We start from the raw sequence: 26171 nt of genomic DNA, 5'->3' as shown, positions 1-26171 counted from the left end.
GGCCCGTAGGTTCGCGGCATGAAGATGAAGTCCGCGCGAATCCACGCGTTCGGCGACGCGTCCGTGATCAGCCACGACGAGGTGCCGCGGCCTCGGCCCGGCTCCGGCGAGGTGCTCGTCCGGGTCGCGGCGACGTCGTTCAACCCCACCGAGGCCGCGCTGCGCGCCGGCCTGTTGCAGGCGTTCCTGCCCGTGGAGCTGCCCTACACACCGGGTTGGGACGTCGCCGGGACGGTTGCCGAGATCGGCCCGGGGACCAAGGGCTTCGCCGTCGGCGACCGGGTCGTCGGGCGGTTGGACGGTGCGGGCGCGGCCGCCGAGTACGTGCGGGCGCCGGGTTCGCTGCTGGTCCTGGCACCGGTGTCCGTGCCGCTCGCACACGCGGCGGCCCTCCCCGTGGCCGGACTGACGGCCTGGCAGGCGGTTTTCGAACACGGAAAGGTGACGGCCGGCCAGCGGGTGCTGGTCAACGGCGCGGGCGGAGGGGTCGGCGGCTTCGTCACTCAGCTCGCCAAGCGCGCCGGAGCCGAGGTGATCGCCACGGCCGGCGCCCGCAGCGACCGGGCAGTGCGACGACAAGGGGCGGACCGGGTGATCGACTACACCGCCGGGCCGGTCGCCGCCGCGCTCGACGGTCCGGTGGACACCCTGCTCAACCTCGTCCCGCTGAGCCCGCACGATGCCGCCGCCCTGGCGTCGACGGTCCGGCCGGGCGGACGGATCGTCTCGATCGCCACCCCCGTCGAACCGCCTGCCGACGCCGGGGTGACGGCGATGCACATGGTCGCCCGCAACGACGTGGCGCAGCTGGCAGCGCTCGTGAAGCTCGTCGACGCGGGCGAAGTCACCCTCGACATCAGCGCCTCGTACCCGCTGGCCGAGCTCGCGGACGTCCACCGCCTCAGTGAAGCCGGCCGTATTCGGGGCAAGGTCGTCGTCGTCCCGTAGTGCCGAGGTCTCCTTTTGTGAGGTGGTCTCAGTTCCATGCGGAGGCTGCCAAGTTGGCCGATCAGAGCGTTCTCCGCACCACCCCGGAACCCAGTCGTTGGGTACGATCGATCCGAACTACCTATGAGCAGTCGGATGTGCTCCCACGAACACTGGAGGCTCCATGCCAAAGGGCTACTGGGTCAGTGTCTACCGCACCATCAACGACCCCGAGAAGCTGGCTGCCTACAACAAGCTGGCCGGCCCGGCTGTCCGGGCCGGGGGTGGGCGGGTCCTCGCCCGCGACGGTCTGGTCGTCGCACACGACGCCGGAATCGCCGAGCGCACCATACTGATCGAGTTCGACAGCTTCGAACAGGCCGTCGCGGCCCGCGAGAGCGAGGCCTACCAAAAAGCGCTGGTCGTGCTCGCCGACGCCGTCGAGCGCGACTTCCGCATCATCGAAGGCCTCGACTGACAGCCGGCGACCTGCCCCGCATCCGACTCCGACGAACACCGCGACGGAGAAGAACCACCACACCGCCGGGCAGGCGCGCGACCGGAGTTTCGCGGTCGGGGGCTTCTCGGACCAGCTGCCGAAGGGCGGCGCTGCGGCTCAGTGAGTGTGGAGGACTGGCAGCCCGACACTCAAGACCCACGAGCTGTGCGGGAGGCCGCACTCTCGTGCCCAGCCGACCGGGGATCACCCAACCGAGTCGCCGGACTCGAACTCACAATCACCAGGCTCGCTCGAACCACGGCTACCGCAGTCAGGCCGCCGAGCCGGACCCGCCCACAGCCTGGCCGTTGACCATGATCGCGGGCTCACTGCCAACCCAGCTGCTTCGACCAGTCACCCCGAACACGATAAGCACGGCCATCACCGACCTGCTTCATCGCGCCGGGAACAACGTCCCCGTGGTACGGATACTGCTCCGTCACCGCTGCCAGCAGGAACTCCAGGAAGCCACCCTCGAACAGGTCCCACTCCCGCATCGAGTTGAACTCGGCAGCGACCGGCCACCGGTCCGGGTCCGGACCCCGCATCAACCAGAAGAAATGGTCGGCGCACCCGTTGTTACCCCAGTTCAGTAGCCCGCCCTCGGCCGGGAACGTCGGATACGGGCACTCGTCGTAGTCCCCGTCCAGGTAGGCCTGGGCCAGGGAGCCGCTGTACCCGTAGGGATCCGTCGTGCCGTAGAGGAATCCCTCGAAGCCGAGCGGCTGCCCGATGTCAGGGCTGGGCGCTTCCGATGGCGCGTAGATGTGCAGCTCGCCCCTGATGCTGACACTCCCGTACCGGTCGACGAACGCCCGGTAGTCCGCAGGCAGTTGGAAACCCATCACCTCGGGCCCGCGCTCCCACGGCACCGGGACCACGCCGCCCGCAGGCGGCGGCCCGATCACCGTGCCGAGCCGGTCCAGCATCTCCTCGATGTCCACGTCCGCTCCCGTCAGCCGCCTGATCTCGCCGGAGGCTATCCGTGTCCGGTGACATCGGAGGCGATGAGGCCCAGAGGGAACGACAACCTCAGATGAGACGAGACGGGCAACAGCCGGGCGGAAATTTAATCGCTTGGCGGCGTCGGAGGGTGGTTGCTAACGTACGGGGCACCGTGACAGGACGCGAGGAGGTGAACACCCATGAGAGTTGGACCAAGGTGGGTGCTCCCCCTTTTCCTCACGGTGTGCGGCTGATCGAGTCGCTGTCGGGAGCGCCCTGCTGTGCAGGTACTTCCGAGAGGTGACAGCCATGAACACTGTGATGATCAACCGGGTCGACGAGGCCGAGTGGCAGGCGGTGGCGGACGAGCAGGTCGTCGGCCACGGCGATGTCTCGTACCGGCCCGACGGCCGACTCTTCGTCAGCATCGACGTCTGGCAGGACGAGGCGTTCGACCCGCTCGCGGAGGCGATGCTGGGCGAGCTGCCGACTGCCGTGCTGCACACCCTGGTCGGCGGCGAGGACGCCGAACTGACGGCCCGTTGGGAGCGCGCCGGGTTCGCCGTGGAGCGGCGTGAGTGGGAGTACCTCCTGCCCAGCCGTGCGGCGGCTGCCGGTCCGGTGCCGGAGGGGGTGACGATCCTGCCTGCCGGGACGGCCGACGAGGGGCTGCTGCGCGAGCTCGACCGGACGGTGCGGGCTCAGGTCGAGGCTGCGGTCGGCTGGCACACCATGCCCGCCGAGCTCCGGCCCCACCCTGCGGGGGACACGCTGATCGATCCCTCGCTGTACGCCGTCGCGGTGGTGGACGGGCAGTACGGCGGGCTGATCAGGGTGGTGTCGCGGGGCAACCGCGCCCGGATCGGGCTGCTCGCCGTGCGCGCCGAATGCCGACGGCGGGGTGCCGGGCAGGCCCTGCTCGGGCATACGCTGGCCGTCCTGGACGAGGCCGGCATCGGCACCGCGTGGACCGAGATCGACCAGGCCAACACCGCAGCCACCACCCTGTTCGAGCGCTTCGGCGCCCGGCGCACGGGCCATCTCGCCGAACTGGTGCGCCGCCCGCACTGACACCGGCGCCGACCACCCCACTTCGCTTCACCGACTCGAGAGACGAGAAACCTTGCCGCGTATCGCCAAAGGCCTGGAAATCGAGGGCACCGTACTGGAATGCCTGCGCAACGCCACCTTCAAGGTGGAGCTGCAGAACGGCCACCAGGTGCTCGCCCACATCAGTGGAAAGATCCGCAAGAACTACATCAAGATCCTCCCGTTCGACCGCGTCCTGGTCGAGGTCAGCCCGTACGACCTGACTCGCGGCCGGATCCTGTTCCGCTACCGCAACTGATCCGGCGAAAGGGCCGACGGCCGCCGTCGGTGTGCGAAGGCGCACATCGCGGCGGCGGCCGTTGCCCGCGCGCCCGGCGGAGTGACAGAGTGCCGGGCATGGAAGAGTCGCAGGTCAGGGCGGGGGCGCGGGGCACGCGCCCGGAGACGGTGTTCGACTGGGTGGACGCGGCGGCCGCCGACCGGGAGGCCGCCGGGCTGACCAGGCGGCTGCGCAGCCGCACCGCCGAGGACGACGTGCTCGACCTGGCGTCCAACGACTACCTGGGCCTGACCAGGCACCCGGCCGTCATGGGCGCCGCCGCCGAGGCCGCGCAGCGCTGGGGCGGCGGCTCCACCGGCTCCCGCCTGGTCACCGGCACCACCGAGGCGCACACCGAACTGGAGCGGGAGCTCGCCGAGTTCTGCGGCTACGAGGCTGCCCTGGTGTTCTCCTCGGGCTACACCGCCAACCTCGCCGTGCTCACCGCGCTCGCCGGGCCGGACACCCTGATCGTCTCCGACGCCCACAACCACGCCTCGCTGATCGACGGCTGCCGCCTCGCCAAGGGCCAGGTCGCCCGGGCCGCGCACTGCGACCCGCGGTCCGTCCGGGCGGCGCTCGCCGACCGGACCCAGCCGCGCGCCCTGGTGGTCACCGACTCGGTGTTCTCGGTCGACGGCAACGCCGCACCGCTCGCCCAGCACCTGGCCGCCGCCCGCGAGTTCGGGGCCGCCCTGGTCCTCGACGACGCGCACGGCCTGGGCGTGCTCGGCCCCGGCGGCGCGGGCGCCGGAGCCGCCGCGGGAATCGCCGGACAGCCCGACGTGGTCGCCACCGCGACGCTCTCCAAGTCGCTCGGCTCGCAGGGCGGCTTGGTGCTCGGCCCCGAGCGGGTGATCCGCCACCTGATCTCCGCCGCCCGCACCTTCATCTTCGACACCGGCCTCAACCCGGCCGCGGTCGGCGCCGCGCTCGGCGCGCTGCGCCTGCTGCGCGCCGAGCCGGGCCGGGCCGCCGACGCGCTCCGGGTGGCCCGTGAACTCTCCACCCGGCTCGACGAGTTCGGCCTCGACACCACCGCACCGGACGGTGCGGTGGTGTCGGTGCGGGCCGACGACCCGGAGCACGCGGTGCGCTGGGCCGCCGCCTGCCGCGACGAAGGACTCGCGGTCGGCTGCTTCCGGCCCCCGTCCGTCCCCGACGGCGTGCCCCGGCTGCGGCTGACCGCCCGCGCCGACCTGACCGACGACCAGATCGCCTTCGCGGTCGGCGTGGTGGTCAAGACCCGGTAGCGGGCCGAGCGGGCCGAGCGGTTCGAGCGGGCCGAGCGACTCAGCCGAAGACGACCTGGTCGACCGTCCAGAACGCGGAGTTGGTGCCGGTGTAGCGGAACTGGAAGCGCGCCGTGGACGCGCCCGCCGGCACCGTGACCGCCAGGTGCTCGACGGTGTTCAGGTCGGCCCGGTAGGACTTCACCAGCTGCGGGGCGCCGTTGTCGAACACCACGTACACGTCGCCGGTCTGCGGGCCGTCGATCTTGTAGTCGGTGGCGAAGGACAGCGTGCCGCGGCCCAGGCCGGCCACCGGGTAGGCGGGGGAGATCAGCGTCGAGTCGAACTGGCCGGCGCCGTGCGCCTTGTCGTCCCACTCGTCGGAGTCGGCGACCGCGAAGACGTTGCGGGCCCGGACGTTGGTCTCCCGGCTCTGGGCGAGCTGCGCGGCCGTCCAGAACTCGTCGGTGGCGAACGCCCAGCCGCGCCACTCGGTGACGCCGCCGGACGGCATCCGCGAGTTGTCGATCGACCAGCCGGCCGGCGGGGTGTGGGTGAAGCCCTTGACGGTGGAGCCGATGCCGGTCTCGTCCACCCGGGTCTGCAGGTTGGGGCGCAGCGCGTCGAACGCGTCCGGGACGATCTCGTCCACGGGGGTGCCGTCCAGGCCCCAGGCCGGGTCGATGGCGACGCCCTCGTGCTTGAGCACGGTCGGCGCGATGTCCACCGGCTTGACGTCGTAGCGGCGGGCGCCGGGCTGGTAGCCCTGGCCGTTGAGCACCATCCAGGTCTGGCGCTCGTTGGCGGAGTTGCCGCCGTGGCCGCCCGCGTCGGTGTGGCCGTGGTCGGTGGTGACGACCACCAGCCAGTCCTCCGCGGCGTACGTGGGGCGGGACCTGAGGCCGGTCAGCACCTGGCCGACCAGCCCGTCGACGGTGTGCAGCGCCGACATGTACTGGGTGCTCGCGCCGCCGTAGCTGTGGCCGGCCTCGTCCACCTCGTCGAAGTGCAGGAACACCGAGTCCGGGTTGCCGTGGGCGAGGAAGTCGGCGGCGTCGGAGGCGGTCTTCGGGTCGTTCTCGCTCTCCGGGATCCGCAGGTCGGCCTTGCCGTTGAAGACGTTCGCGGTGATGGGGTTCCAGGAACCGATCACCAGCGTGGAGTTGCCCGGGTCCGCGGTCTCCAGCCGGCTCGCGTAGTCCGGGTACAGGTCGAAGCGCGCGCCCGTGAACGCGTTGTCCAGCGCCTTGTGCTTGTCCGGCCAGACGCCGGTGGCGATCGTCGACCAGCCCGGGCCGGAGAGGGTGGGCGCCAGCGGGTTCGCGTACAGGTTGGAGGTCGCGGTGGTGCCCGAGGCCATCAGCGCCTTCAGGTTCGGCGCATCGGCGGTCACCAGCTTGTCGTACCGGGTGCCGTCGATGCCGATCACCAGCGTCTTGGCCTTCTTGGTGCCGTTCGGCAGGCCGTTGTAGGAGGTGGGGGCGGCCGACGCGGCGGTGCCGGCGATCGGCAGCAGGGCGGCAGCGATGGCGATCGAAAGAGCAAGGGTGGTACGGGAGTTGCGCACGAGGTCTCCCAACGGGGAAGCGGCGGGGTGCGGTTGCACCGGCAGACCGAGGATGGGGTGGCGGGGCGAGCGCGACCCTCCTCCGAGTCCACGATTGTATGAACAAGTGTCAAAATTCAGTCCAGACCGGTTATCTGTTCGTGATGGTTCGTGGGCTGTTGGACGGCTCAGGCCATAGGCTGGACGGGTGAACCACGGCACCCACGGCACGCCCCTCGCCCCCGCCAGGTCCGGCGTCCCCGAGCACGGGCGGGTGCCGAAGTACTACCTGGTCAAGGCCCAGGTCGAGGAGCTGCTGGACGCGTTGGGCCCCGGCGGCCGACTCCCCACCGAGGCGGCGCTGGCCGAGCGGTACGGCGTCGCCCGGGCCACCCTCCGGCAGGCGCTGCGCGACCTGCTGCTGGAGGGCCGGCTGCGGCGTCAGGGCCGGGGCACCGTGGTGGCCGGCGCCAAGATCGAGCAGCCGCTGTCGCTCGCCAGCTACACCGAGGGCGTCACCCGTCAGGGCCTGCGCCCGGGCCGCACGCTGATCGCCCTCGACCGGCAGAGCGCCGAACCCGCGCTCGCCGAACGCCTGGCCGTCGCCCCGGGGGAGATGCTCTGGCACCTGGAGCGCGTCCTGCGCGCCGACGAGGAGCGCGTCGGCCTGGAATCCACCTACCTGCCGGTCGCCCGAGTCCCCGACCTGGACCGGGAGTTCGACCCCACCGGCTCGCTGTACGCGCACCTGCACGCCCGCGGCATCCGGCTGGCCGGCGCGGAGGAGCGGATCGAGACCGTGCTCGCCACTCCGCGCGAAGCCCTGCTGATCGGCACCCCGCCCGCTCTGCCGATGCTGCTGCTGCACCGCCGCAGCCGCGACGACGCCGGCCGGCCGCTGGAGCTCGTCCGCACGCTCTACCGCGGCGACCGCTTCAGCTTCACACTCGACCTGGCCGCGCCGATCACGGTCTGACGGGTGTCGCTCCGGCCCGGCCGCGGCTGACGGGTGTCGCTCCGGCCCGGCCGCGACTGACGGGCGTCGCTCCGGCCCGGCCGCACCGGACACGAACTGATGGTGCGTCAACTCCGCGACGAGTCTTGACCGTGTCCGGCCGGCGCTCTAGCTTCCAGGAACGGTAAGGAAGACTTCCTAACGGTTGGGAGCCGCTGATGGTCATGCCCAGGAGACCGGCCCGACGAACCGCCCTCGGCGCGCTGCTCGCCGCCGCGCTCACCGCCGCCCCGCTGGCTCTCGGCGCCGGCCCCGCGCAGGCCGCCGCCACCGGCCTGATCCGCGTCGACCAGGCCGGGTTCCTGCCCGGCGAGACCAAACAGGCCTATCTGATGACCAGCGCCGCGGTCTCCTCCGCGAGCTGGAGCGTGCTCGACTCCACCGGTGCCACCGTCAGGACGGGCACCGTCGGCGCCACCAGCCTCGGCTCGTGGAACGCCGCGTACCCGGCCGTCTACCCGATCACCCTGGCCGGCCTGACCGCGCCCGGCACCTACCGCCTGGTGGTCGCCGGCGGCGTCAGCGCCACCTCGCCGACCTTCAAGGTCGCCGACCCGGCCGCGCTGTACGGCAAGTTCGTCGCCGACGGCGTCACCTTCTTCCAGACCCAGCGCGACGGCGGCGACACCGTCGCCGGCCCGCTCGGCCGCAAACCCGCCCACCTGAACGACGCCACCGCGAACGTCTACGCCGTGCCCTCGTTCCAGAGCGGCGGCTCCGACGTCATCACCAACAGCGACCTGTCGAAGATCGCCGGGCCGGTGAACGTCGGCGGCGGCTGGTCCGACGCCGGCGACTACTTGAAGTTCACCCACACCACCGCCTACGCCGACGCCGTCCTGCTCGCCGCCCAGCGCGCCCTGGGCAGCGCCGCGCCCGCCACCCTCGGTGCGGAGGCGCAGTTCGGCGCAGCCTGGCTGAACCGGATGTGGGACCAGTCGAGCAAGACCCTGTACCTCCAGGTCGGCATCGGCTCCGGCAACGCGAGCGGCAGCTTCGTCGGCGACCACGACCTGTGGCGGCTGCCCGAGAAGGACGACGGCGACACCGCCTCCGCCGACCGGTACGCCGCCGCGCACCGCCCGGTGTTCCGGGCCAACACGCCGGGCGGACAGGTGAGCCCCAACCTGGCCGGGCGGGTCTCCGCCGCGTTCGCGCTCGCCGCGCAGGTGAGCGCCGCCGCCGACCCCGCGCAGGCGCAGGCCTACTACCAGGCCGCCGCCTCGCTGTACGCGCTGGCCAACACCTCGGCCCCGCCGAACCCGCTCACCACCGCCGTCCCCAACGACTACTACCCGGAGTCCACCTGGCGCGACGACATGGAGTTCGGCGGCGCGGAACTCGCCCTCGCCGCGCAGCAGTTGGGCCGGAACGCCACCCCGTACCTGACGGCCGCCGCCACCTGGGCCAAGGGCTACCTGGCCAATGACAAGGGCGACACCTTCAACCTGTACGACACCAGCGCGCTCGCCCACGCCGACCTGATCCGGGCCATCGCCGCCGCCGGCAACCCCGGCGGACTGGCCGTCACCGCCGCCGACCTGGTCGCCGACCTCAAGCGGCAGACCAAGGTCGGCGCCGACCGCGCCGCCGTCGACGTCTTCCACGCCGGCGGCACCTACACCGACTTCGACGCCGACTCGCACAGCTTCGGCCTGCTCGCCACCGAGGCGCTCTACAAGCAGGCCAGCGGCGACACCTCGTTCGACAACTACGCCACCCAGCAGCGCAACTGGCTGTTCGGCGCGAACCCGTGGGGCACCAGCTTCATGGTCGGCGAAGGCACCACCTTCCCGCACTGCATCCAGCACCAGGTCGCCAACATCAAGGGCTCCACCGACGGGACGGGCGCCATCCCGATCGGCGCCGTGGTCAACGGACCCAACGCCTCCGGCATCTTCAGCGGCGGGCTGGGCAGCTACCAGACCGGCATGAAGGCCTGCCCGCCCGCCGGCACCGACCCGTACAGCGCCTTCACCGGACACGGCAGCCGGTACGTGGACGACGTGCGCTCCTGGCAGACCTCCGAGCCGGCCATCGACATGACCGGCTCGGCGATCATCGGCGCCGCCCTCCAGCAGGCGGTCAACGGGCCGACCACCCCGCCCGCCGACGACTTCTCCCTGACCGTCGGCCCCGCGACCGGCAGCACCGCCCGGGGCGGCACCGCCACCGCGACGCTCACCACCGCCGTCGCCTCGGGCGCCGCCCAGCAGATCGCGCTGACCGCCGCCGGCGCACCCGCCGGCGTCACCGTCTCGTTCGCACCGAGCACCGTCACCGCCGGAGGCAGCGCCACCCTCACCGCCACCGTCGCCGCGGGCACCGCCCCCGGCAGCTACCCGATCACCGTCACCGGCACCGCCTCGGGCGGCAGCCACAGCGCCACCTACACGCTCACCGTCGTTGCCCCGGGCGGCAGTTGCACCGCGGCCCAGCTGCTCGGCAACCCCGGCTTCGAGGACGCCTCCGCCGCGCCGTGGACCCAGACCTCCACCCTGGGCTTCCAGCCGATCACCGCCGCCACCGGCGCCGAACCCGCGCACGGCGGCAGCAGGATCGCCTGGCTGAACGGCAACTCCACAGCCGGCACCGACACCGTCGCCCAGAGCGTCACCCTGCCCGCCGGCTGCGCCGCCACCCTCTCCTACTGGCTGCACGTCGACTCCACCGAGAACACGACCACCGCCACGCCCGACACCCTGAAGGTCCAACTCCTGGACGCCGGCGGCACGGTGCTCACCACCCTCGCCACCCACTCCAACCTCGACCAGGGCGCCGGCTTCACCCGCCGGACCGCCGATCTGTCCGCCTGGGCCGGACGCACCGTCACCCTGAAGTTCACCGGCACCGAGACCGCCGCCAACGGCGGCACCACCGACTTCGTGGTGGACGACACCGCCGTCGACGTGACCGCCGCCAACACCGCACCCTCCGGCGGCAGTTACGAGGCCGAGGCGGCGGCCAACGCGCTGACCGGACGGGCCGCCGTGGTGGCCTGCGCGGCCTGTTCCGGCGGCAGCCGGGTCGGGTACCTCGGCACCGTCACTGCCGGAACGGGCACGCTCGCCTTCCGCGGCGTCACCGTCGCCACCGCCGGGACGTACCAGGTGCAGATCGCCTACACCAACGGCTCGGCCGGCGCCCGGACCGCCGAACTGTCCGTCAACGGCGGGCCGGTGCAGAGCGTGGCATTCGCCCCGACCGGGGCCTTCACCACGCCCGGCACCGTCACGGTGGCGCTCGCGCTGGCAGCCGGCAGCAACACCCTCACGGTCGCCAACCCCTCCGGGGCCGCGCCCGACCTGGATCGGCTGGTGGTGCCCGGCACCCCCGGCTGACGACGTCCACGACCGTCCCGGCCGGCCGGCGGGTCAGGCCGGGATGGTGTAACTGTCGCCGTACACCTTCCAGTTCAGCGGGGGCCGCAGGTCGAGGTTGCCGGCCTGGAGGAAGACCCGCTGCTCGGTGTCGATCCTGGACGTGTTGCGGTTCGGGTTGCCGGCCAGCATGTAGGCCTTGCGGGCGTCCAGGAAGGCGTTCAGATAGGCGGTCTCGTTGCCGCCCTTTACCGGGGTCGTCGCCTTGGCCAGCGCGGCCGTGCGGATGGTGGCGAAGCCGCGCGGGCCGTGCACCACGATCGCGTCGTAGTAGGCGAACTGGCCGAGCGCGTGCAGCCCGTCCGCCTTGGCCTGCGTCACCGCCGGGGTGAAGTACTGGCGGTCGCGCTCCTCGTTCTGGGCCTGCTGGAGCAGCGGGTCCGCGGCGGCCCGCTGCCAGTCGCCGACGAAGGTCGGGTCGAGGCCCTGGTGCGAGGCGCTGCCGTCGAGCAGGGCCAGCGCCGGCAGGTACTTGGCCAGGATGTTGCCCGGCTTCAGCTGGGTGTAGCGGGTGATCACGTCGGCCAGGTCGCCGGTGCCGGAGCAGAAGCCGATGATTCCGGCGGTGTAGCCGTGGCCGTCGCCGATGTCCTCGATGTACGGGTACTGGGAGCGCCAGTCCAGGGTGGAGTTCTCGGCGCTGGAGACCAGCTGCTGCGCGTACTCCTTCCACTTCGGGTCGGTGAGGTCCGGCCGCGGGGTGGTGGTGGCGGCGGGGGCGGCCGCGGCGGTGCTGCGCGTCGGGGTCGAGGTCGGGGTCGGGCTCGGGGTCGGCGAGGACTTGGCCGCGATGCCCGACGCGCCGACGGCGGTGTCCGCCGGGGGCGTGCCGGTGCCGGTGCCGGGTCCTGTGCCGATCGGGCCCGCCGGGAGCGTGGCGGCGGCGGTCGGTGCGGACGGCGACGGGGAGGCGGTCGGCGAACTCGTCACTGCGGTGGGGGAGTCGGACACGGCGACGGATATCGGCGGTGGAGCCGCGGCCCCGTGCCGCCGGGTGGCGGCGCCGCCCTGGGGGCTTGCGGCCGTGAGGCTCGCGGTCACTGCCGCGGCCACCCCCACCGCCAGCGCCACCTGGACGGGGCGCGGCCGTCTGCCGCTGCTGGTTGCTCCGCTCTGCATGGAATTCGGCTCCGTTTTCTGTCGGGTACCGCCCCGCCCGGGGGAGCGGGGCGACGGCCGGCCGGACCGGCGGCCACCGCGCGTTCGGAGCTTCCACTCGCCGGTACGGGGCGTCCGGATCCGGACCGGGCCCTGACGCTACCTCAGAAACGGAACCGCGTCCTCCCGAACGGCCCAGGCCGCGCCCCGCGTGTTCGAACCGCCTGGGTGGGTCCCGGCGGTGCGGAGTCTCGACGGGCGGAGCAACGGCGCTCGCCCGGAACGCCGCCGTCGCCCGTCCTGCGGCGGCAGCCCACCCTGGCCCGCCCCTACCGGAGGTGGCTCCACCCCCTGCCGTCCGTCGGCGGCAGGCCGGCTGTCACGGCTGCGCGGACCGGCCCAACCCCGGCATCCGGAGTTCGTGACGGCTCAGCAGCCGCCGGCCTCCCCGGCGAACCCGCGACGGGTCGCCGGGTGCCCCACGGCCCCGGGTCCGGTCGAAGAGCGGGGCAACGCGAGGGATCGGAGCGGCAAAGCAGGTGCCAACGGGGCGTCAGGGGTTGCCCTGCTGCGGGGCAAGGATCACCCTTGTCCGGCCCTTGTGGGGTTGGCGAGGGCATGTCGCAAGGGGCTCCGGTGGATCTAGCGTCCTGCCGCCGAGCCGAAACCGGCCGGGACACCACACCCCATCGGTGTCACCGGCCGTCCCCCATCAACCCCGGCTCGGTGGGAGGAATACCCGATGAACCGCAAGACCGCCTTGGCGGCAGCTGTTGCGGCCGCCCTCACCCTGGGCACCGCCGCGATGGCCACCTCGCAGAGCGTCGCGCAGGCCAGCGCCACCACGCAGCCCGGCGCCGGGTTCCAGGCGATGAGCACGACGGGCCGGTTGGCGGCCCTCGACCAGGCCGGCAAGGAGGCCGCCGCGACGGCGAAGGCGCTGGGCCTCGGCCCGGACGAGCGCCTGGTGGCCAAGGACGTGCTGGTCGACAACGACGGCGCGCGGCACGTCCGTTACGACCGCACCTACCGCGGCCTGCCGGTGCTCGGCGGCGACCTGGTCGTCCACCGCGCCGCGAACGGGAAGATCACGGCCACCAGCTGGGCGCACGACGGCGCGCTGAAGGTCGCCGGGGTGACGCCCAAGCTCACCGCCGGCGACGCCTCCGCGAGCGCCGAGCGCGGCGCCAAGCACGTCAAGCAGGCCCGCACCACCAACCTGGACAGCAGCCAACTGGTGGTCTGGGCGTTCGGCAAGGTCCCGGTGCTGGCGTACCGCACCACCGTCACCGGCGCGGGCGAGGCCGGCGCGAACACCCGCGAGGCCGTGCTGGTCGACGCGGCCAGCGGCGCCGTCCTCGACACCTACGAGGTCAACCCGGAGATCTCCGGCACCGGCAACGGCGTCAACGTCGGCCAGGTCACCCTGGAGACCAGCCAGGGCGGCAGCGGCTACACGCTGACCGACGCGCTGCACGGCTCCACGGTCGTCTACGACTCGTACAACAGCCCGCAGTCCAACCCCGCGCAGAACGCCCGGACCTTCAGCAAGTCCACCAACTCCTGGGGCAACGGCTCCACTTCGAGCCGCGAGAGCGCCGCCGTGGACGCCTCCTACGGCCTCGCCAGGACCTGGGACTACTACAAGAACACCTTCAACCGCTCGGGCATCCGCAACGACGGCCGCGGCGCCCCGGCGTACGTGCACGTGGACAACCAGCTGCTGAACGCGTTCTACGACGACAGCTGCTTCTGCATGTCCTTCGGCGACGGCTCCTCGCAGAACGGCAACATCCCGCTGACCGCGCTCGACGTGTCCGGCCACGAGATGAGCCACGGCGTCACCGCCGCCACCGCCAACCTGAACTACTCCGGCGAGTCCGGCGGCCTGAACGAGGCCACCTCCGACATCTTCGGCAGCATGGTCGAGTTCTACGCCAACAACAGCACCGACGCCGGTGACTACTACATCGGCGAGAAGCTCAACATGGGCAACGGCTACCTGCGCCGGATGGACAACCCGGCTGCCGACGGCAACTCGCTGTCCTGCTACAGCAGTCGGGCCGGTCAGGTGGACGTGCACTACTCCTCCGGCATCGCCAACCACTTCTTCTACCTGACGGCCGAAGGCACCGGTGCCAAGACCATCGGCGGCCTGCCGCACAACGGCACGCCCTGCAACGGCGACAGCTTCAGCGGCATCGGCAAGGACAAGGCCGCGGCGATCTGGTACCGCGCCCTCACCACCTACATGACCTCCACCACCAACTACTCCTCGGCCCGCACCGCCACCCTGCAGGCCGCCGCCGACCTGTACGGCGCCAACTCGCAGGAGCGGTACATCGTCTCCAAGGCGTGGGCCGCCGTCTCCATCGGCACCGCGCTGCCCGACCCGGGCGGCAGCACCTCCTCCCCGAGCCCGTCCCCGTCCGGCTCGCCCACCGGCAACCCGAACCCGGGGAACGCCCTGGTCAACGGCGGCTTCGAACAGGGCGCCACCGGCTGGACGCAGAGCGCCAACGACATCACCAACTCCAACCAGCAGACCCCGCACGGCGGTTCCTGGTACGCGTGGATGATGGGCTACGGCTCCGCCAACACCGAGACGCTCGCCCAGAACAACATCGCGGTGCCCGCCGCCGGCAGCCCCAAGCTCACCTTCTGGCTGAAGGTCACCACCGCGGAGACCGGCACCACCGCGTACGACACCCTGAAGGTCACCGTCAACGGCGCCACCGTGGCCACGTACTCCAACGCCAACGCCAGCGCCGGCTACGTCCAGAAGACGGTGGACCTCAGCGCCTACCGCGGCCAGACCGTCAACCTCCAGTTCGTCGGCCAGGAGGACGCCTACCTGGCGACCACCTTCCTGCTCGACGACGTCTCCATCGGCTGACCCGGCGTCCCGCCCGATCGGCCAGTCTTAAAGGGGACTTAACGATCAGTAGCGAGCGTGTCGTGTTCATGTGACACCCTCGCGCAACCCGGTCGAAGGCGGCACACTGACCGCCATGACCGGCATTCTCCCCGGCTCGGCCGGACCCGCCAGCACCACGGCAGGTCCGGCCGAGCCCGCACTCGTCGACCGTGCGCACCTGCTCGCCGACATCCGCTCCACCCTCGCCGCCACCGGCGGCGTCCTGCTCCACGGCCCGGCCGGCATCGGCAAGACCGCACTGCTCGACGCACTCGCCCAGGAGGCCGACGCGGCAGGGGAACCGGTCCTGCGCAGCAGCCCCACCGCCGCCGAGGCCGACCTGCCGCACCTCGCGCTGATCGACCTGCTCGGCGAGACCCTCCCCGCCCTCGCCGAGGAACTCCCCAGCCACCTGCGCCAGGCCCTGGAATGCGCCCTGCTGCACCGCGCGCCCCAACCCGGCTCCGCCACCGACCCGTTGGCCGTCCGGGTCGCCGTCCTGGAGACGCTGCGCCGACTCGCCCAGCGCGGCCCCGTGCTCGTCCTGCTCGACGACACCCAGTGGCTCGACGCCGCCAGCCGCCAGGTCATCGCGTTCGCCGCCCGCCGCCTCACCGACCGCCGAATCCGCTTCGCCGTCACCGAACGCACCGAACACGCCGACACCGCACCCACCATGGGCGCCCTCTGCCCGCCCGCCGCCCGCGACCTCCCCGTCGGCCCGCTCGGCGAACGCGGCACCGGCGCCCTGCTGCGCGAACGGCTCGGCCTGCGCCTCAGCGGCCTCACGCTCAGCCGCGTGCACGCCGTCAGCGGCGGAAACCCCTACTACGCCCTGGAGTTGGGCCGTTCACTGACCGCCGACGGCAGCGAGAGCGCACTCGCCACCGACCCGGCCCGTCCGCTCGACGTCCCCGACCGGCTGCGCGCCCTGGTCTCCGCCCGCCTCACCGAACTCCCCGACTCCGCCCGCGCCGCCCTCACCGTGCTCGCCGCGGCCCGCACCGGCACCGGGCTGCCCGCCACCGTCACCGAACCCCTCGCCGCCGCCCGCCGCCACGGCATCGTCCGTCAAACCCCCACCGGCACACCCCAGTTCAGCCACCCACTGATCGCCGAAGTGGTGCTCGCCGACGCCACCCCCGCCGCCCTGCGCGACGCCCACCGCCTGCTCGCCGCCCTCACCGCCGACCCCGTCGAGCAGGTCCGCCACCAGGCCCTCGCCGCCGAACACCCCGACCCGCAGCTCGCCGCCCGACTCACCCGCGCCGCCGACACCGCCCTCACCCGCGGCGCCCCCGGCACCGCCGCCGAACTCCTGCGCCACGCCGCCCACCACACCCCCGACCCCGACACCGCCGGACGCCACCTGCTCGCCGCCGCCCGCAACGCCGCCGCCGCCGGGCTGCCCGACCTCGCCCGCGCCTGCGGCGAACGCCTCACCACCGCCCCCGCCGCCGACCTGCGCGTCCACGCCCGGCTGCTGCTCACCCGCCTGCTCGGCCCCGACCACCCCGGCGCCGAAGCCCTGCTCGCCGCCGCCGCCGACGACACCGGCGGCCATCCCGCCCTCACGGCCGCCGTCCACCAGGAACGCGCCGTCCGCGCCCTGCACCGCGGCGACCGGACCGAAGGCTTCGCCGAACTCGAAACCGCCGAGAAGCACGCCGACCACGCCGACAATCCCGACCTGCTCGTCGAACTCCTCGCCCTGCGCGCCCCCATCACCCTGCTCACCGACCCCGCCCACGGCCGCGCCCTGCTCGAACGCGGCTGCCGCCTCGCCGCCGGCCGACCCCCCACCGCCGCCGCCGTCCTGTGCCGCGAAGGCCTCGCCGTCGCCGCCCTGCGCAGCGGCGACACCCCCCGCGCCCTCGCCGAGGTCGAATCCCTGCGCACCGAGATCGAAGCCGCCGGCCGCACCGAGGACCTCGCCAACGTCCTCTACATCGCCGCCTCCGTCCTCGAACGCGCCGGCCGCAGCACCGAGGCCTACGCCGCCGGCCGCGCCGCCCACGACCTGCGCGAACGCATCGAACCCACCCCCGGCCCCGCCCGCGTCCTCGGCGGCGCCGCCGAACTCAACGGCGGCACCGCCGAGCGCGCCGCCCAGCTCCTCGACTCCGCGATCCGCGCCGCGGAGGACGGCCACGACAACGAGTGGCTCGCCTACGCCCACGGACTGCGCGGCCGCGCCGCCCTCCTGCTCGGCAGCCTCCCGATGGCCGTCCACCACCTCACTCAGTGTCAACTCCTGCTCCGCCACATGCAGTTCAACGACCCCAGCGTCTTCCTGGTGGACGCCGACCTGGCCGAGGCACTCGCCCTCTCCGGCCGGCCCGCCGACGCCGCCGCCACCCTCGCCGACGCCCGCGACCGGGCCGGCCGCCTCGGCCGCGACGTCGTCCTGCTCGGCCTGCACCGCGCCGAAGCCCACCTCACCGCCCTCACCGACCCCCGCCACGCCGCCGACACGCTGCGCGCCCTGCTCCCCGCCGCCCACCCCTACCCCCTCGAACTCGCCCGCGCCCACCTCGCGTTGGGCACCCTGGAGCGCCGCGCCCGCCGCCGCGCCGCCGCCCGCGCGGCCCTCCAGGACGCCCACACGAGGTACGCGGCCGCCGGATGCCTGCCATGGCTGCGACACGTAGAGACGGTGCTCGCCTCGCTGGACGCGCTGGAGGCCGACCCGACGCCGACGCAGCAGCAGATCCTCGGGCTGATCCGCACCGGCGCGACGAACCGCGAGATAGCCGCGACGCTGCACCTGTCGGTGAAGGCCGTGGAGGCGAACCTGACGCGGCTGTTCCGGCAGTACGGGGTGCGGGGGCGGGCGGAGTTGGCGAAGTACCAGGAGTAGGGCGGATGTTGGTCAGTCGACGATGACGCCGCCGAGGCGGACGATCGCGGCGAGGATGTCGTCGTCGAACCCGCAGTCCCGGGAGAACCGGGTGCCGCGCAGCCGGTCGGTGAGCGGAGCGCGGGCGAGCAGCTCGCCGGTGCGGAAGTCGAACAGCCAGAGTTCGCCCATGTCGGTGATGGCGGCGAGACGCGAACCGGCCGGGTCGGCGAAGATCCCGAGGGTTCCGCTGCTGCCGGTCCGGCGCTCCCAGATCGGTTCTCCGCTCTCCGCCGTCATCGACCAGGCGCTGAGCCGCCCACCCTCGGCGAGCACCGCAAGCCCGATGGCCGCGCGGTACACGAACCCTTCGAGGGCATCATCCGGGCTGAGTGCCAGCGGCAGGCCCTCGGGGCGGAGCAGTACTTGCTCGGTGAGGGCGTCGATCGCCATCACCGGGATGTCGTCGATCGTCACCAATTCGCTGTCACGGGAACCCACTTGGTAAATCTCGTCCTCGTCCGCGTTGACGTCCAGAGCCGCGACGGTCCGCCAGCCGCCGGCCGCTTCGCTGTCGGGGACGTGGTACGAGACCTGATCGTTGATCGCGAGCAGGCCCGCCCGGAAGTCACCGGTGAGGACCGTCCACTGCCCGGCCTGTTCGGCGGGAGGGGTCCACCTCTCGATCACCGCCCCGGTCTCCGGATCGCGGATGATGCCCTCGACGGCTTCCAACAGGACCCGCTGCCCACGCCAGTGGATGGGCACCAGCATCTCCGTGTAGACATCGACCTCACTCATGGACCGCCCCGTCCGGGCGTCGACCAGCCGACCACCCATGATGTCGGACATCCACCAGATCGACTCGGCCCACTCGTGAATGAACATGGGACCGTGCACGACGTCGAACCGGAGGGGAGGTTCGGCGGGGATCCCGTCGGGCCAGTGGAGTACCCGGTGGTTGTTCCAGGCGGCCAAGGCCCCGCTCGTGGTGATCCGGCAACGCCAGGTGGGGAGCTCCCGGAGAATCAGCGGCGAGAGCCGTGCACCCGTCAGATCGGCACCGGTGAGGTCGGTACTGTGCAGCTCCGCCTCGGCGAGGTTCGCGCCGCGGAGATCCGCGCCCGCGAGCGAGAACCGACGGCCGGGCACCCAAGCCCGGAACCCGGACAGGTCGAGCTCGGCCAACGGCGCATCCACCAGATCGCCGTCGGCCATGGCCAGCAGATGCAGGCTGTTCAGCAGCGGCCTGCCCGGGCTGCTCGCGTGAGCCAGCTCCAACAGTCGGGCGCGGTGCTCCGGATGCTCGCGGACCATGGTGGCCAGGAACCCGAACACCGTCTCGTTCGGCTCCAGCGCGCCGAAAGTGCCGGCCAGCGCCGCCGCCGACTCGGGCGCGAAAGCGGAGAGGCCCGGCAGGCGTCCGGCCGCGTCGCGTGCGGCGAAGTGCTCCGACCACGACCGCGGGTCGTCCGCCTCCGCCGCGTCGGGAACTCGGACGGCGTCCAGGAAATCGCCCGTGAGCAGGCCGAGTTCACCGGCGAACTTGAGCGCCACCAGGAACTCCAGCAGCGACTTGTGCGACGGCCCGTAGTCGCCCTCCGCGTTGCGCACCAGCATGCCCTGGTTGCGCATGTCGTGCTCCCAGAAGTCCAGATCCGCGTCGCGCTGCACCACCGGGCCGAAGAACGAGCGCAACCGGCCCGGGAAGTCACGGTAGTTGAGAGCGAGCCGCTCGGTGGAGAGCATCTCCCAGGCGACCTCGCAGAGGAAGTACAGCTTGTCGGCGCGGGAGGTGAAGGTCCGCTCGGCGTGGATGTCACGGTCCATCTTGCGGCACACCGCGTACAGGTAGATCCGGGCGAGGTCGATCTCCGCGCCCTGCTCGATGTCCGGCAGCGCCTCGATCACCAGCTCGGACATCAGCGGACGCCGCATCAGTCCGCGCAGGGCGGGGTGCCCCATGATCTCGCGGACCTTCTCCTCGGGCAGGTCGTGCCGGAGCATCCGCTCGATCTGCTCGTCCTCGAACTCGACGAGCTGGACGATCTCGAAGGTCGGGCCGTCCGCCGTCCCGCCGTGCCCGGCCGTGGAGATCTTCGCGCCGAACAGGTCGCGGGCCTCCCGGTCGTCCCGGAAGTGCTCCTTGCGGCTGCTGAGCAGCACCTTCGCGCCCTGGTCCACCGCCGAGGCGAGCGACCAGAAGTTCGCCACCACCGTGTTGCGGTCGGCGCGGGCCGCCATCTCGTCGAAGCCGTCGAAGATCAGCAGCAGCCGGCCCGTCCGGTTGAGCACCCGGACCACCTCGGCGCTGCGCAGGTTCACGTTGTGCTTGTCGAAGAAGAACTCGGCCAGCAGTCCCTCCACCCGGGTCTGCTTGACGTAGTCGCGCAGCGGTATCAACAGCGGCAGTCGGGGCCGCGGGACACCGCGCCGCTTGGCGTCCCGCCAGGCCAGCACCATGGTGTGCGCGAGGTGCAGCGCGAACCAGGACTTGCCCATGCCGAACTCGCCCAGCACGGAAAGGTGTTGCTTGGCCGGCTCGTCCAACCAGCGGGCCACGTAGTCGTCCAGGCCGCCGTCCCGCCAGTGGTAGCGGCTGGTGGCGATCGGCAGTCCGGTCGCCGGGTCGATCTCGCTCTTCTCGCAGGACTGCGGGACGTACCGGGTGTCGATCCCGCGCCGCCGCACCTCCTCCTCGACCCACGCCAGATACGGCTCGAAGTCGGCCTCCTCGTCGATCAGTTCGTCGAACGAGTAGCAGAACAGCCGGTTGCCACTGGCCGCCGCCACGGCCCGGGCCGCCGCGCTGACCCGCAGCCGCGCGATGCCCCAGCCCTCCTTGGCCTTGGCCGAATCGGCCAGCTCAGCAAGGGTGTTGAGGTGGTGCGGGCCCAACTCGCCCGCCACGCACAGCATCACGATCGGGTCGCGCCCCCGGCGATTCGGGATGTCGACCCGTAGGGCGACCGCGTCCTCGCCGACCGGCCACTGCTTCAGCACCTCGTACTTGACCGCCCGGAACCACTCCTCGGCGTCCCGGGCCAGTCGCTGCGCCGGCGTGAGCTCGGCCCGGTCGGGCTCGATCCGCAGCCGCCGGACCTCCTCCTCGTCGCGCGTCCGGCTCACCTGGCTGAGCAGCGACTTGACGGTCTCCTCCAGACGCACCTCGTGCGGCGCCCTGGTGCGGTCCACCACCTGCTCGAACGCGGCAGCGAAGGTGTCCACGTGCTCCTCGAAGCCGTGGGCGAGATGCCCGAACTCCCTGGTCTCCCGGTTCCGTTCGACCGCCTCGGCGACCTCGCGACGCACCCGGGTCAAGTCCCGCTGCTGGAACGACCGGCGGAAGGAGTCGACCACGTACTCGTCGCGGAACACGGCGAGCACCGAAGCCGCACGGCCCGCGCAGTACTCGATCAGCGTGATGGCGTAGACGCTGTCGAAGTCCCGTGGCGGTGTCCGCGGATCCAGCTTGACGGCCCTGAGCGCCCGCAGCACCCGCTCCTGCCGCATCGCCGCATCCTTCAGCGGAGTCGCCACCAGCTTCCCCAGCACCCCGGCCGCCGTCGCGATCACCGACATCCCGCGCCCCCCTCTGTTCCGCACGTCCCCGCCCGCACCCTACCGGTCGGCAGCCGGGCGGCCGTCCGTGCGAGGCTGCTGACCATGACTCACACCGACGACGACAAGCGGCACATCTTCCTGGACCCCGACAGCGTCGGAGCCGGCCAGGGCTGGATGTTCGTCATCGTGGCCGCGCCGACCGGCGTGGTCTACCAGAACCAGGGCGGCGGGTTCGGCTGCATCCAGTACCGGCAGGAGGGCTACCTGATCCCGCTGTTCGGGCGGGACCTGGACGTCGACCTGCAGGAGATCTTCGTCGGAGAGCTGAAAGGGCAGGGGTCGCGCCGCCTGGACTGGCCGGCCGAGCTGCTCGACCGGCTGCGGGCCGCGGTCGCCGAATTCGGCGTCTACGGCTCCGGGAGGCACGACGACGCGCTCCCCACGTGGCTGGCACTCGACGAGTCCCGCCTGTCGGAGGTCGACGAGGCGTGGGTGCCGGTGCTGACACCGCACGGCCCCGGGGTTCTCGTGTGGGAGAACTCCGACTGACCGATCGTCCCGGAACACGCCGAACCGTAGGCCGTGCGCCTGACCATGCCGGTCGGCGCGACGTCCCCGACGCAGGAGCCGGCCACCGGGCGTCGCCGAGGATCTCGAAGGCCCGCCGCAGGGCGCCGCGCCAGTCGATCCCCGCCGGGGGACGAGATTGGGGAGGCAGAAAACCTGAGCAGGCGCGCATATCTGACGGATCGTCAGCTTATTGCGATCCGAGCCTGGTGATCCCGGTGTCTGCGCCTCCCGGGCGACCACCCAAGAGTGAACGTTCGAACCGTGCCATCCCCGCAGGCGCGCCGGATGGTGACGCGACGTCAGGGCCAGACGGACGCACGGTCCCTTTGCGGCCCTCCGGATCCCGTGGCTGGCTGGATCTCGGCAGGGCCACCACCGCGCCCCGCCACTGAACCACCTACTCGGAGGAGATTTCTCATGCGTGGTATTAAGCGCGTTCTGGCCGTCACCGCCCTCGCCGCCCCCCTCGTGGTCGGCTGCGCCGGGCTCGCCTCCGCCCACGAAGGCCCCGAGGCCCACTTCGAGAAGGGTCAGTTCGTCGCGAACGAGGAGGGCGCCGGCGCGGCCCACGTGTTCTCCAAGGTCGACGAGGGCGGCGTCGAGCACGGTGCCGGCTGGGTCTTCGCCGGCGACGAGGGCGTCGAGGGCTCCCACAACGAGGCCGGTGCCCACTTCTAAGGGTCGACCTCGACGCTCACCTTCGGGTGCCCGGCGGGAGCCCCACCCGCCGGGCACCCGTGTCTGAGCCCTCCCGGGTGACCACTCAGGGGTGAACCTTCGGTCTGCCCGTCCCGCGCAGGCGCAAGGGTCCACGACGAACCGGCCGAACGGCCCCTTCTGCGGCCGCTCGGATCCCGTAGCTGGCTGGAACCGGTAGGGCCACCGTCGCGCCACGCCGGCTATCGAACTTCTCGGAGGAGATTTCTCATGCGTGCTGTCAAGCGTGCTCTGGCCGTCACCGCCCTCGCCGCCCCCCTCGTGATTGGCTGCGCCGGACTCGCCTCCGCCCAAGAGGGCCTGGACGCGAACTTCGGTGAGGGCCAGTTCGTCGCGGACCAGAACGGCTCCGGTGTCGCGGACGCGAACTCCGCGGTGGGTGCCGACGGGCTTCAGCACACCGACTTCTGGATCTGGTCCGACGACACCGGCATCTCCGGTGCCTTCGCCGGCTCTGGCGCCACCTGGCAGAACGGCTGACACTGAAGCCACGTGCCCGGCGGGTGCCCCACCCGCCGGGCACCGCTGTTGTGCGTGTGGGCGGTAGCGGCCGTGGCACGATGGGCCTCATGAGCGACGAACCCCGCCCCCTGCTGGTGGACCGCACGCCCTTCCCCGCCGACGGCATCGACGAGCGGCTGCGTGCCCAGCTGACCTTCCTGGTGGAGATCGACCGGCTCAAGACGATCCTGCGGCAGTCGCCGCTGGTCGCCGCCGAACGGCGGGAGAACGACGCCGAGCACTCCTGGCACCTGGCGATGATGGTCGCCGTCCTCGCGGAGTACGCGGACGAGCCGATCGACGTCGGGCACACCGTCCAACTCGTGCTGCTGCACGACCTGGTGGAGATCTACGCGGGGGACACGCCGCTGTACGACACGGCGGCGGGCGTCGACCAGGCGGAGCGCGAGGCGGGGGCGGCGGACGAACTGTTCGGGCTGCTGCCGCAGGACCAGGCGCAGCGGCTGCGGGGGCTGTGGGACGAGTTCGAGGAGCGCTGCACCCCGGAGGCGCGGTTCGCCAAGGCGATGGACCGGTTGCAGCCGCTGCTGCTCAACTGGATGGCGCACGGCGGCACTTGGCGCACACCAGGGGTGACGGCCGACGACGTCCGGGCGCGCAAGGCGGTGATCGGTGACGCGTCGGCGACGCTGTGGAAGGCCGGGCGGCGACTGATCGACGAGGGCGAGCGGCGCGGCTGGTCGCGGAGCGGAAGCGTCGGCGACGGCGGCGGCGACAGCGCCGAGCAGGGCTGACGGCGCTCGACCGCGAGGGCGCCGCACCGGACGGCACCCTCACGGTCGAGCAGGTCGAGCAGGTCGAGCAGGTCGAGCAGGTCGAGCAGGTCGAGCAGGTCGAGCAGGTCGAGCAGGTCGAGCAGGCAGGTCAGCCGATCTTCACGTCGTCGACCAGGAAGGTGGTCGCCAGCGAGGCGTCCTCCTGGCCGTTGAACTGGAGGTTGACGGTCTGTCCGGCGTAGGCGCTCAGGTTGACGGTCTTCTGGACGTAGCCGGCGCTGGCGTTGGCGTTGGAGTACGTGGCCACGGTGGCGCCGTTGACGGTGACCTTCAGGGTGTCGTACGCGGTGGTGCCGGTCTCCTGGGTGCTGACCTTCAGCCAGAAGGTGAGCTTGGGCGTGCCGGCGGGCACCGCGATGTTGCCCTGCGACAGGGTCTCGCTCGCGGTGGAGCCGTAGCCCATCATCCACGCGTACCAGGAACCGCCGTGCGGGGTCTGCTGGTTGGAGTTGGTGATGTCGTTGGCGCTCTGCGTCCAGCCGGTCGTGCCCTGTTCGAAGCCGCCGTTGACCAGCGCGTTCCCGGGGTTCGGGTTGCCGGTGGGCGAGCCGGACGGGGACGGCGTCGGCGTGCCGCCGCCCGGGTTGGGCAGGGCGGTGCCGAGCGAGACGGCGGCCCATGCCTTGGAGACGATGTACTGCTCCTGCGAGTTGGCGCCGTACAGGTCGGCGGCGGCCTGCAGGGTGGCGGTGCGGGCGCCGTTGTAGTTGGTGGTGGAGGTCATGTAGGTGGTGAGGGCGCGGTACCAGATTGCCGCGGCCTTGTCCTTGCCGATGCCGCTGAAGCTGTCGCCGTTGCACGTGGTGCCGTTGTGCGGCAGGCCGCCGATGGTCTTGGCGCCGGTGCCCTCGGCGGTCAGGTAGAAGAAGTGGTTTCCGATGCCGGACGAGTAGTGCACGTCCACCGAGCCCGCGTTGCTGTTGTAGCAACCGAGCGAACTGCCGTCCAACGTCGGGTCGTCCATCCGGCGCAGGTAGCCGTTGCCCATGTTGAGCTTCTCGCCGATGTAGTAGTTCCCGGGGTTGACCGGGTCGTTGGCGTAGAACTCCACCATGGTGCCCATGATGTCGCTGGTCGACTCGTTGAGGCCGCCGGACTCGCCGGAGTAGTTCAGGTTGGCGGTGGCGGCGGTGACGCCGTGCGTCATCTCGTGGCCGGAGACGTCGAGCGCGGTCAGCGGCGTGTTGTTGTTCTGCGAGGAGCCGTCGCCGAAGGACATGCAGAAGCAGCTGTCGTCGTAGAACGCGTTCAGCAGCTGGTTGTCCACGTGCACGTACGCCGGGGCGCCGCGGCCGTCGTTGCGGATGCCGCTGCGGTTGAAGGTGTTCTTGTAGTAGTCCCAGGTCTTGGCGAGGCCGAACGAGGCGTCCACGGCGGCGCTCTCGCGGTTGGCGGTGGTGCCGTCGCCCCAGTTGTCGGTGGTGTCGGTGAAGGTCGTGGCGTTCTGCGCGGGGTTCGACTGCGGGCTGTTGTTGGAGTCGTAGACGATCGTCGAGCCGTGCAGCGCGTCGGTCAGCGTGTAGCCGCTGCCGCTCTGGCTGGTCTCCAGGGTGACCTGGCCGACGTTGACGCCGTTGCCGGTGCCCGAGACGCCCTGCTCCAGCTGGTAACTGTCCAGCACCGCACCCGTGTTGGCGTCGAGCAGGACGGCTTCCTGCGAGTTCGCGCCGGCCTCGCCCGCGCCGGTGACGGTGGTGCGGTACGCCAGCACCGGCGCCTTTCCGGCGGCCGCCCAGACCACCAGCTTGCTGGTGTCCAGGTTGGTGGTGCGGGCCTGCTTGACGTGCTTGGCGCTGCGCTCGGCCGCCTTCGAGGCGTCCTGGGTGGAGAGCGAGGGCGTCACGCCGACGACCTGGATCGCCCCCTGGTGGGCCCAACTCGTCGACGTGATGCGGCCGTTCTTGGCGCGGTGGACGACCAGGTCGCCGCCGAGCACCGGCAGGCCGCGGTAGGTGCGGTCGTAACGGACGTGCCGCGCGCCGTCGTTGTCGACCAGCACGTCCTTGGCCACCAGTCGCTCGTCCGGGCCGAGGCCCAGCGCCTTCGCCGTCGTGGCGGCCTCCTTGCCGGCCTGGTCGAGGGCCGCCAACCGGCCCGTCGTGCTCATCGCCTGGAACCCGGCGCCCGACTGCGTGGTGCCACTCGCCAGCGCCACGTTCTGCGTACCCGCCACCACGGCGGTGCCCAGGGTGAGGGCCGCCGCAACAGCTGCCGCCAGAGCGGTCTTGCGGTTCATCGCGTTTCCTCCCACCGAG

General features: G+C 72.0%; 18 protein-coding genes. 13 read left to right on the top strand and 5 right to left on the bottom strand.

Annotation, left to right across the window (positions count from 1 at the left end):
• Positions 1–18 precede the first annotated feature (18 nt).
• Entirely contained in the window at positions 19–948 is a 930-nt protein-coding gene (locus CG736_RS01680) for an NADP-dependent oxidoreductase (protein WP_232733726.1), read from the top strand.
• A gap of 163 nt (positions 949–1111) precedes the next feature.
• Positions 1112–1405 (top strand): DUF1330 domain-containing protein, encoded by a 294-nt coding sequence (locus tag CG736_RS01675; protein ID WP_100584329.1) that lies wholly within the window; start codon positions 1112–1114, stop codon positions 1403–1405.
• A gap of 347 nt (positions 1406–1752) precedes the next feature.
• On the opposite strand, the gene CG736_RS01670 is transcribed toward CG736_RS01675, so the two are convergent.
• Entirely contained in the window at positions 1753–2370 is a 618-nt protein-coding gene (locus CG736_RS01670; RefSeq protein ID WP_100584328.1) for a hypothetical protein, read from the bottom strand.
• Between the two features lie 310 nt (positions 2371–2680).
• Between CG736_RS01670 and CG736_RS01665 the strand changes: the two genes are divergently transcribed.
• The 3 genes from CG736_RS01665 to CG736_RS01655 all read left to right on the top strand — a co-directional run bounded on the left by CG736_RS01665 (position 2681) and on the right by CG736_RS01655 (position 4993).
• Positions 2681–3442, top strand: coding sequence for an N-acetyltransferase (locus CG736_RS01665; protein ID WP_100584327.1), 762 nt, complete (start codon positions 2681–2683; stop codon positions 3440–3442).
• Positions 3443–3494: 52 nt separating this feature from the next.
• Positions 3495–3719: a translation initiation factor IF-1 gene (gene infA, locus CG736_RS01660; RefSeq protein ID WP_043911924.1), complete on the top strand. Its 225-nt coding sequence runs from the start codon at positions 3495–3497 to the stop codon at positions 3717–3719.
• 98 nt (positions 3720–3817) lie between these two features.
• Positions 3818–4993, top strand: coding sequence for an 8-amino-7-oxononanoate synthase (locus CG736_RS01655; protein WP_100584326.1), 1176 nt, complete (start codon positions 3818–3820; stop codon positions 4991–4993).
• Between the two features lie 40 nt (positions 4994–5033).
• On the opposite strand, the gene CG736_RS01650 is transcribed toward CG736_RS01655, so the two are convergent.
• The gene (locus CG736_RS01650; RefSeq protein WP_100584325.1) at positions 5034–6539 is read right to left on the bottom strand and encodes an alkaline phosphatase family protein; all 1506 of its coding nucleotides are present in this window, start codon (positions 6537–6539) and stop codon (positions 5034–5036) included.
• A 187-nt stretch (positions 6540–6726) separates the two neighbouring features.
• Here CG736_RS01650 and CG736_RS01645 point away from each other — a divergent pair, with 187 nt between their 5' ends.
• Entirely contained in the window at positions 6727–7494 is a 768-nt protein-coding gene (locus CG736_RS01645; RefSeq protein WP_100584324.1) for a GntR family transcriptional regulator, read from the top strand.
• 203 nt (positions 7495–7697) lie between these two features.
• Positions 7698–10874, top strand: coding sequence for a glycoside hydrolase family 9 protein (locus CG736_RS01640; protein WP_198520321.1), 3177 nt, complete (start codon positions 7698–7700; stop codon positions 10872–10874).
• A gap of 33 nt (positions 10875–10907) precedes the next feature.
• Here CG736_RS01640 and CG736_RS01635 read toward each other — a convergent pair whose 3' ends face one another.
• A complete protein-coding gene (locus tag CG736_RS01635) occupies positions 10908–11705 on the bottom strand; it encodes a chitosanase (RefSeq protein ID WP_232733807.1) in 798 nt (265 codons plus the stop codon).
• A gap of 1048 nt (positions 11706–12753) precedes the next feature.
• Here CG736_RS01635 and CG736_RS01630 point away from each other — a divergent pair.
• Both CG736_RS01630 and CG736_RS38310 read left to right on the top strand, forming a co-directional pair.
• Positions 12754–14907 (top strand): M4 family metallopeptidase, encoded by a 2154-nt coding sequence (locus CG736_RS01630; RefSeq protein WP_100584321.1) that lies wholly within the window; start codon positions 12754–12756, stop codon positions 14905–14907.
• 115 nt (positions 14908–15022) lie between these two features.
• Positions 15023–17788 carry a LuxR family transcriptional regulator gene (locus CG736_RS38310; RefSeq protein ID WP_157815351.1) on the top strand — a complete coding sequence of 922 codons (2766 nt, stop codon included), beginning with the start codon at positions 15023–15025 and terminating at the stop codon, positions 17786–17788.
• 12 nt (positions 17789–17800) lie between these two features.
• Here the strand turns inward: CG736_RS38310 and CG736_RS01620 are convergent, their stop codons facing one another.
• A complete protein-coding gene (locus CG736_RS01620) occupies positions 17801–21349 on the bottom strand; it encodes an NACHT domain-containing NTPase (RefSeq protein WP_100584319.1) in 3549 nt (1182 codons plus the stop codon).
• Between the two features lie 84 nt (positions 21350–21433).
• Here CG736_RS01620 and CG736_RS01615 point away from each other — a divergent pair, with 84 nt between their 5' ends.
• From CG736_RS01615 to CG736_RS01600, 4 genes are all read left to right on the top strand, one after another.
• Positions 21434–21880, top strand: a complete 447-nt coding sequence (locus CG736_RS01615) for a DUF6210 family protein (protein WP_100584318.1) — start codon at positions 21434–21436, stop codon at positions 21878–21880.
• Positions 21881–22318: 438 nt separating this feature from the next.
• On the top strand, positions 22319–22579 hold the full coding sequence (locus tag CG736_RS01610; protein WP_100584317.1) for a hypothetical protein: 261 nt from the start codon (positions 22319–22321) through the stop codon (positions 22577–22579).
• A 249-nt stretch (positions 22580–22828) separates the two neighbouring features.
• Positions 22829–23098, top strand: a complete 270-nt coding sequence (locus tag CG736_RS01605; protein WP_100584316.1) for a hypothetical protein — start codon at positions 22829–22831, stop codon at positions 23096–23098.
• 89 nt (positions 23099–23187) lie between these two features.
• Positions 23188–23874, top strand: coding sequence for an HD family hydrolase (locus tag CG736_RS01600; protein WP_100584315.1), 687 nt, complete (start codon positions 23188–23190; stop codon positions 23872–23874).
• Between the two features lie 130 nt (positions 23875–24004).
• Here the strand turns inward: CG736_RS01600 and CG736_RS01595 are convergent, their stop codons facing one another.
• Positions 24005–26152 carry a M4 family metallopeptidase gene (locus CG736_RS01595; protein WP_100584314.1) on the bottom strand — a complete coding sequence of 716 codons (2148 nt, stop codon included), beginning with the start codon at positions 26150–26152 and terminating at the stop codon, positions 24005–24007.
• Positions 26153–26171 lie beyond the last annotated feature (19 nt).

This window comes from Kitasatospora sp. CB02891, from assembly GCF_002803145.1.
GTDB classification, from domain to species: domain Bacteria; phylum Actinomycetota; class Actinomycetes; order Streptomycetales; family Streptomycetaceae; genus Kitasatospora; species Kitasatospora griseola.
This window is presented reverse-complemented; position numbering and strand designations above follow the sequence as displayed.

Excerpts from the sequence above, each read along its gene's own strand:
- CG736_RS38310 (WP_157815351.1), top strand. The coding sequence starts at position 15,023 with ATGACCGGCATTCTCCCCGGCTCGGCCGGACCCGCCAGCACCACGGCA.
- CG736_RS01680 (WP_232733726.1), top strand. The coding sequence starts at position 19 with ATGAAGATGAAGTCCGCGCGAATCCACGCGTTCGGCGACGCGTCCGTG.
- CG736_RS01665 (WP_100584327.1), top strand. The coding sequence starts at position 2,681 with ATGAACACTGTGATGATCAACCGGGTCGACGAGGCCGAGTGGCAGGCG.
- CG736_RS01600 (WP_100584315.1), top strand. The coding sequence starts at position 23,188 with ATGAGCGACGAACCCCGCCCCCTGCTGGTGGACCGCACGCCCTTCCCC.
- CG736_RS01610 (WP_100584317.1), top strand. The coding sequence starts at position 22,319 with ATGCGTGGTATTAAGCGCGTTCTGGCCGTCACCGCCCTCGCCGCCCCC.
- CG736_RS01620 (WP_100584319.1), bottom strand. The coding sequence starts at position 21,349 with ATGTCGGTGATCGCGACGGCGGCCGGGGTGCTGGGGAAGCTGGTGGCG.
- CG736_RS01675 (WP_100584329.1), top strand. The coding sequence starts at position 1,112 with ATGCCAAAGGGCTACTGGGTCAGTGTCTACCGCACCATCAACGACCCC.
- CG736_RS01630 (WP_100584321.1), top strand. The coding sequence starts at position 12,754 with ATGAACCGCAAGACCGCCTTGGCGGCAGCTGTTGCGGCCGCCCTCACC.
- CG736_RS01655 (WP_100584326.1), top strand. The coding sequence starts at position 3,818 with ATGGAAGAGTCGCAGGTCAGGGCGGGGGCGCGGGGCACGCGCCCGGAG.
- CG736_RS01615 (WP_100584318.1), top strand. The coding sequence starts at position 21,434 with ATGACTCACACCGACGACGACAAGCGGCACATCTTCCTGGACCCCGAC.
- CG736_RS01640 (WP_198520321.1), top strand. The coding sequence starts at position 7,698 with ATGCCCAGGAGACCGGCCCGACGAACCGCCCTCGGCGCGCTGCTCGCC.
- CG736_RS01595 (WP_100584314.1), bottom strand. The coding sequence starts at position 26,152 with ATGAACCGCAAGACCGCTCTGGCGGCAGCTGTTGCGGCGGCCCTCACC.
- CG736_RS01605 (WP_100584316.1), top strand. The coding sequence starts at position 22,829 with ATGCGTGCTGTCAAGCGTGCTCTGGCCGTCACCGCCCTCGCCGCCCCC.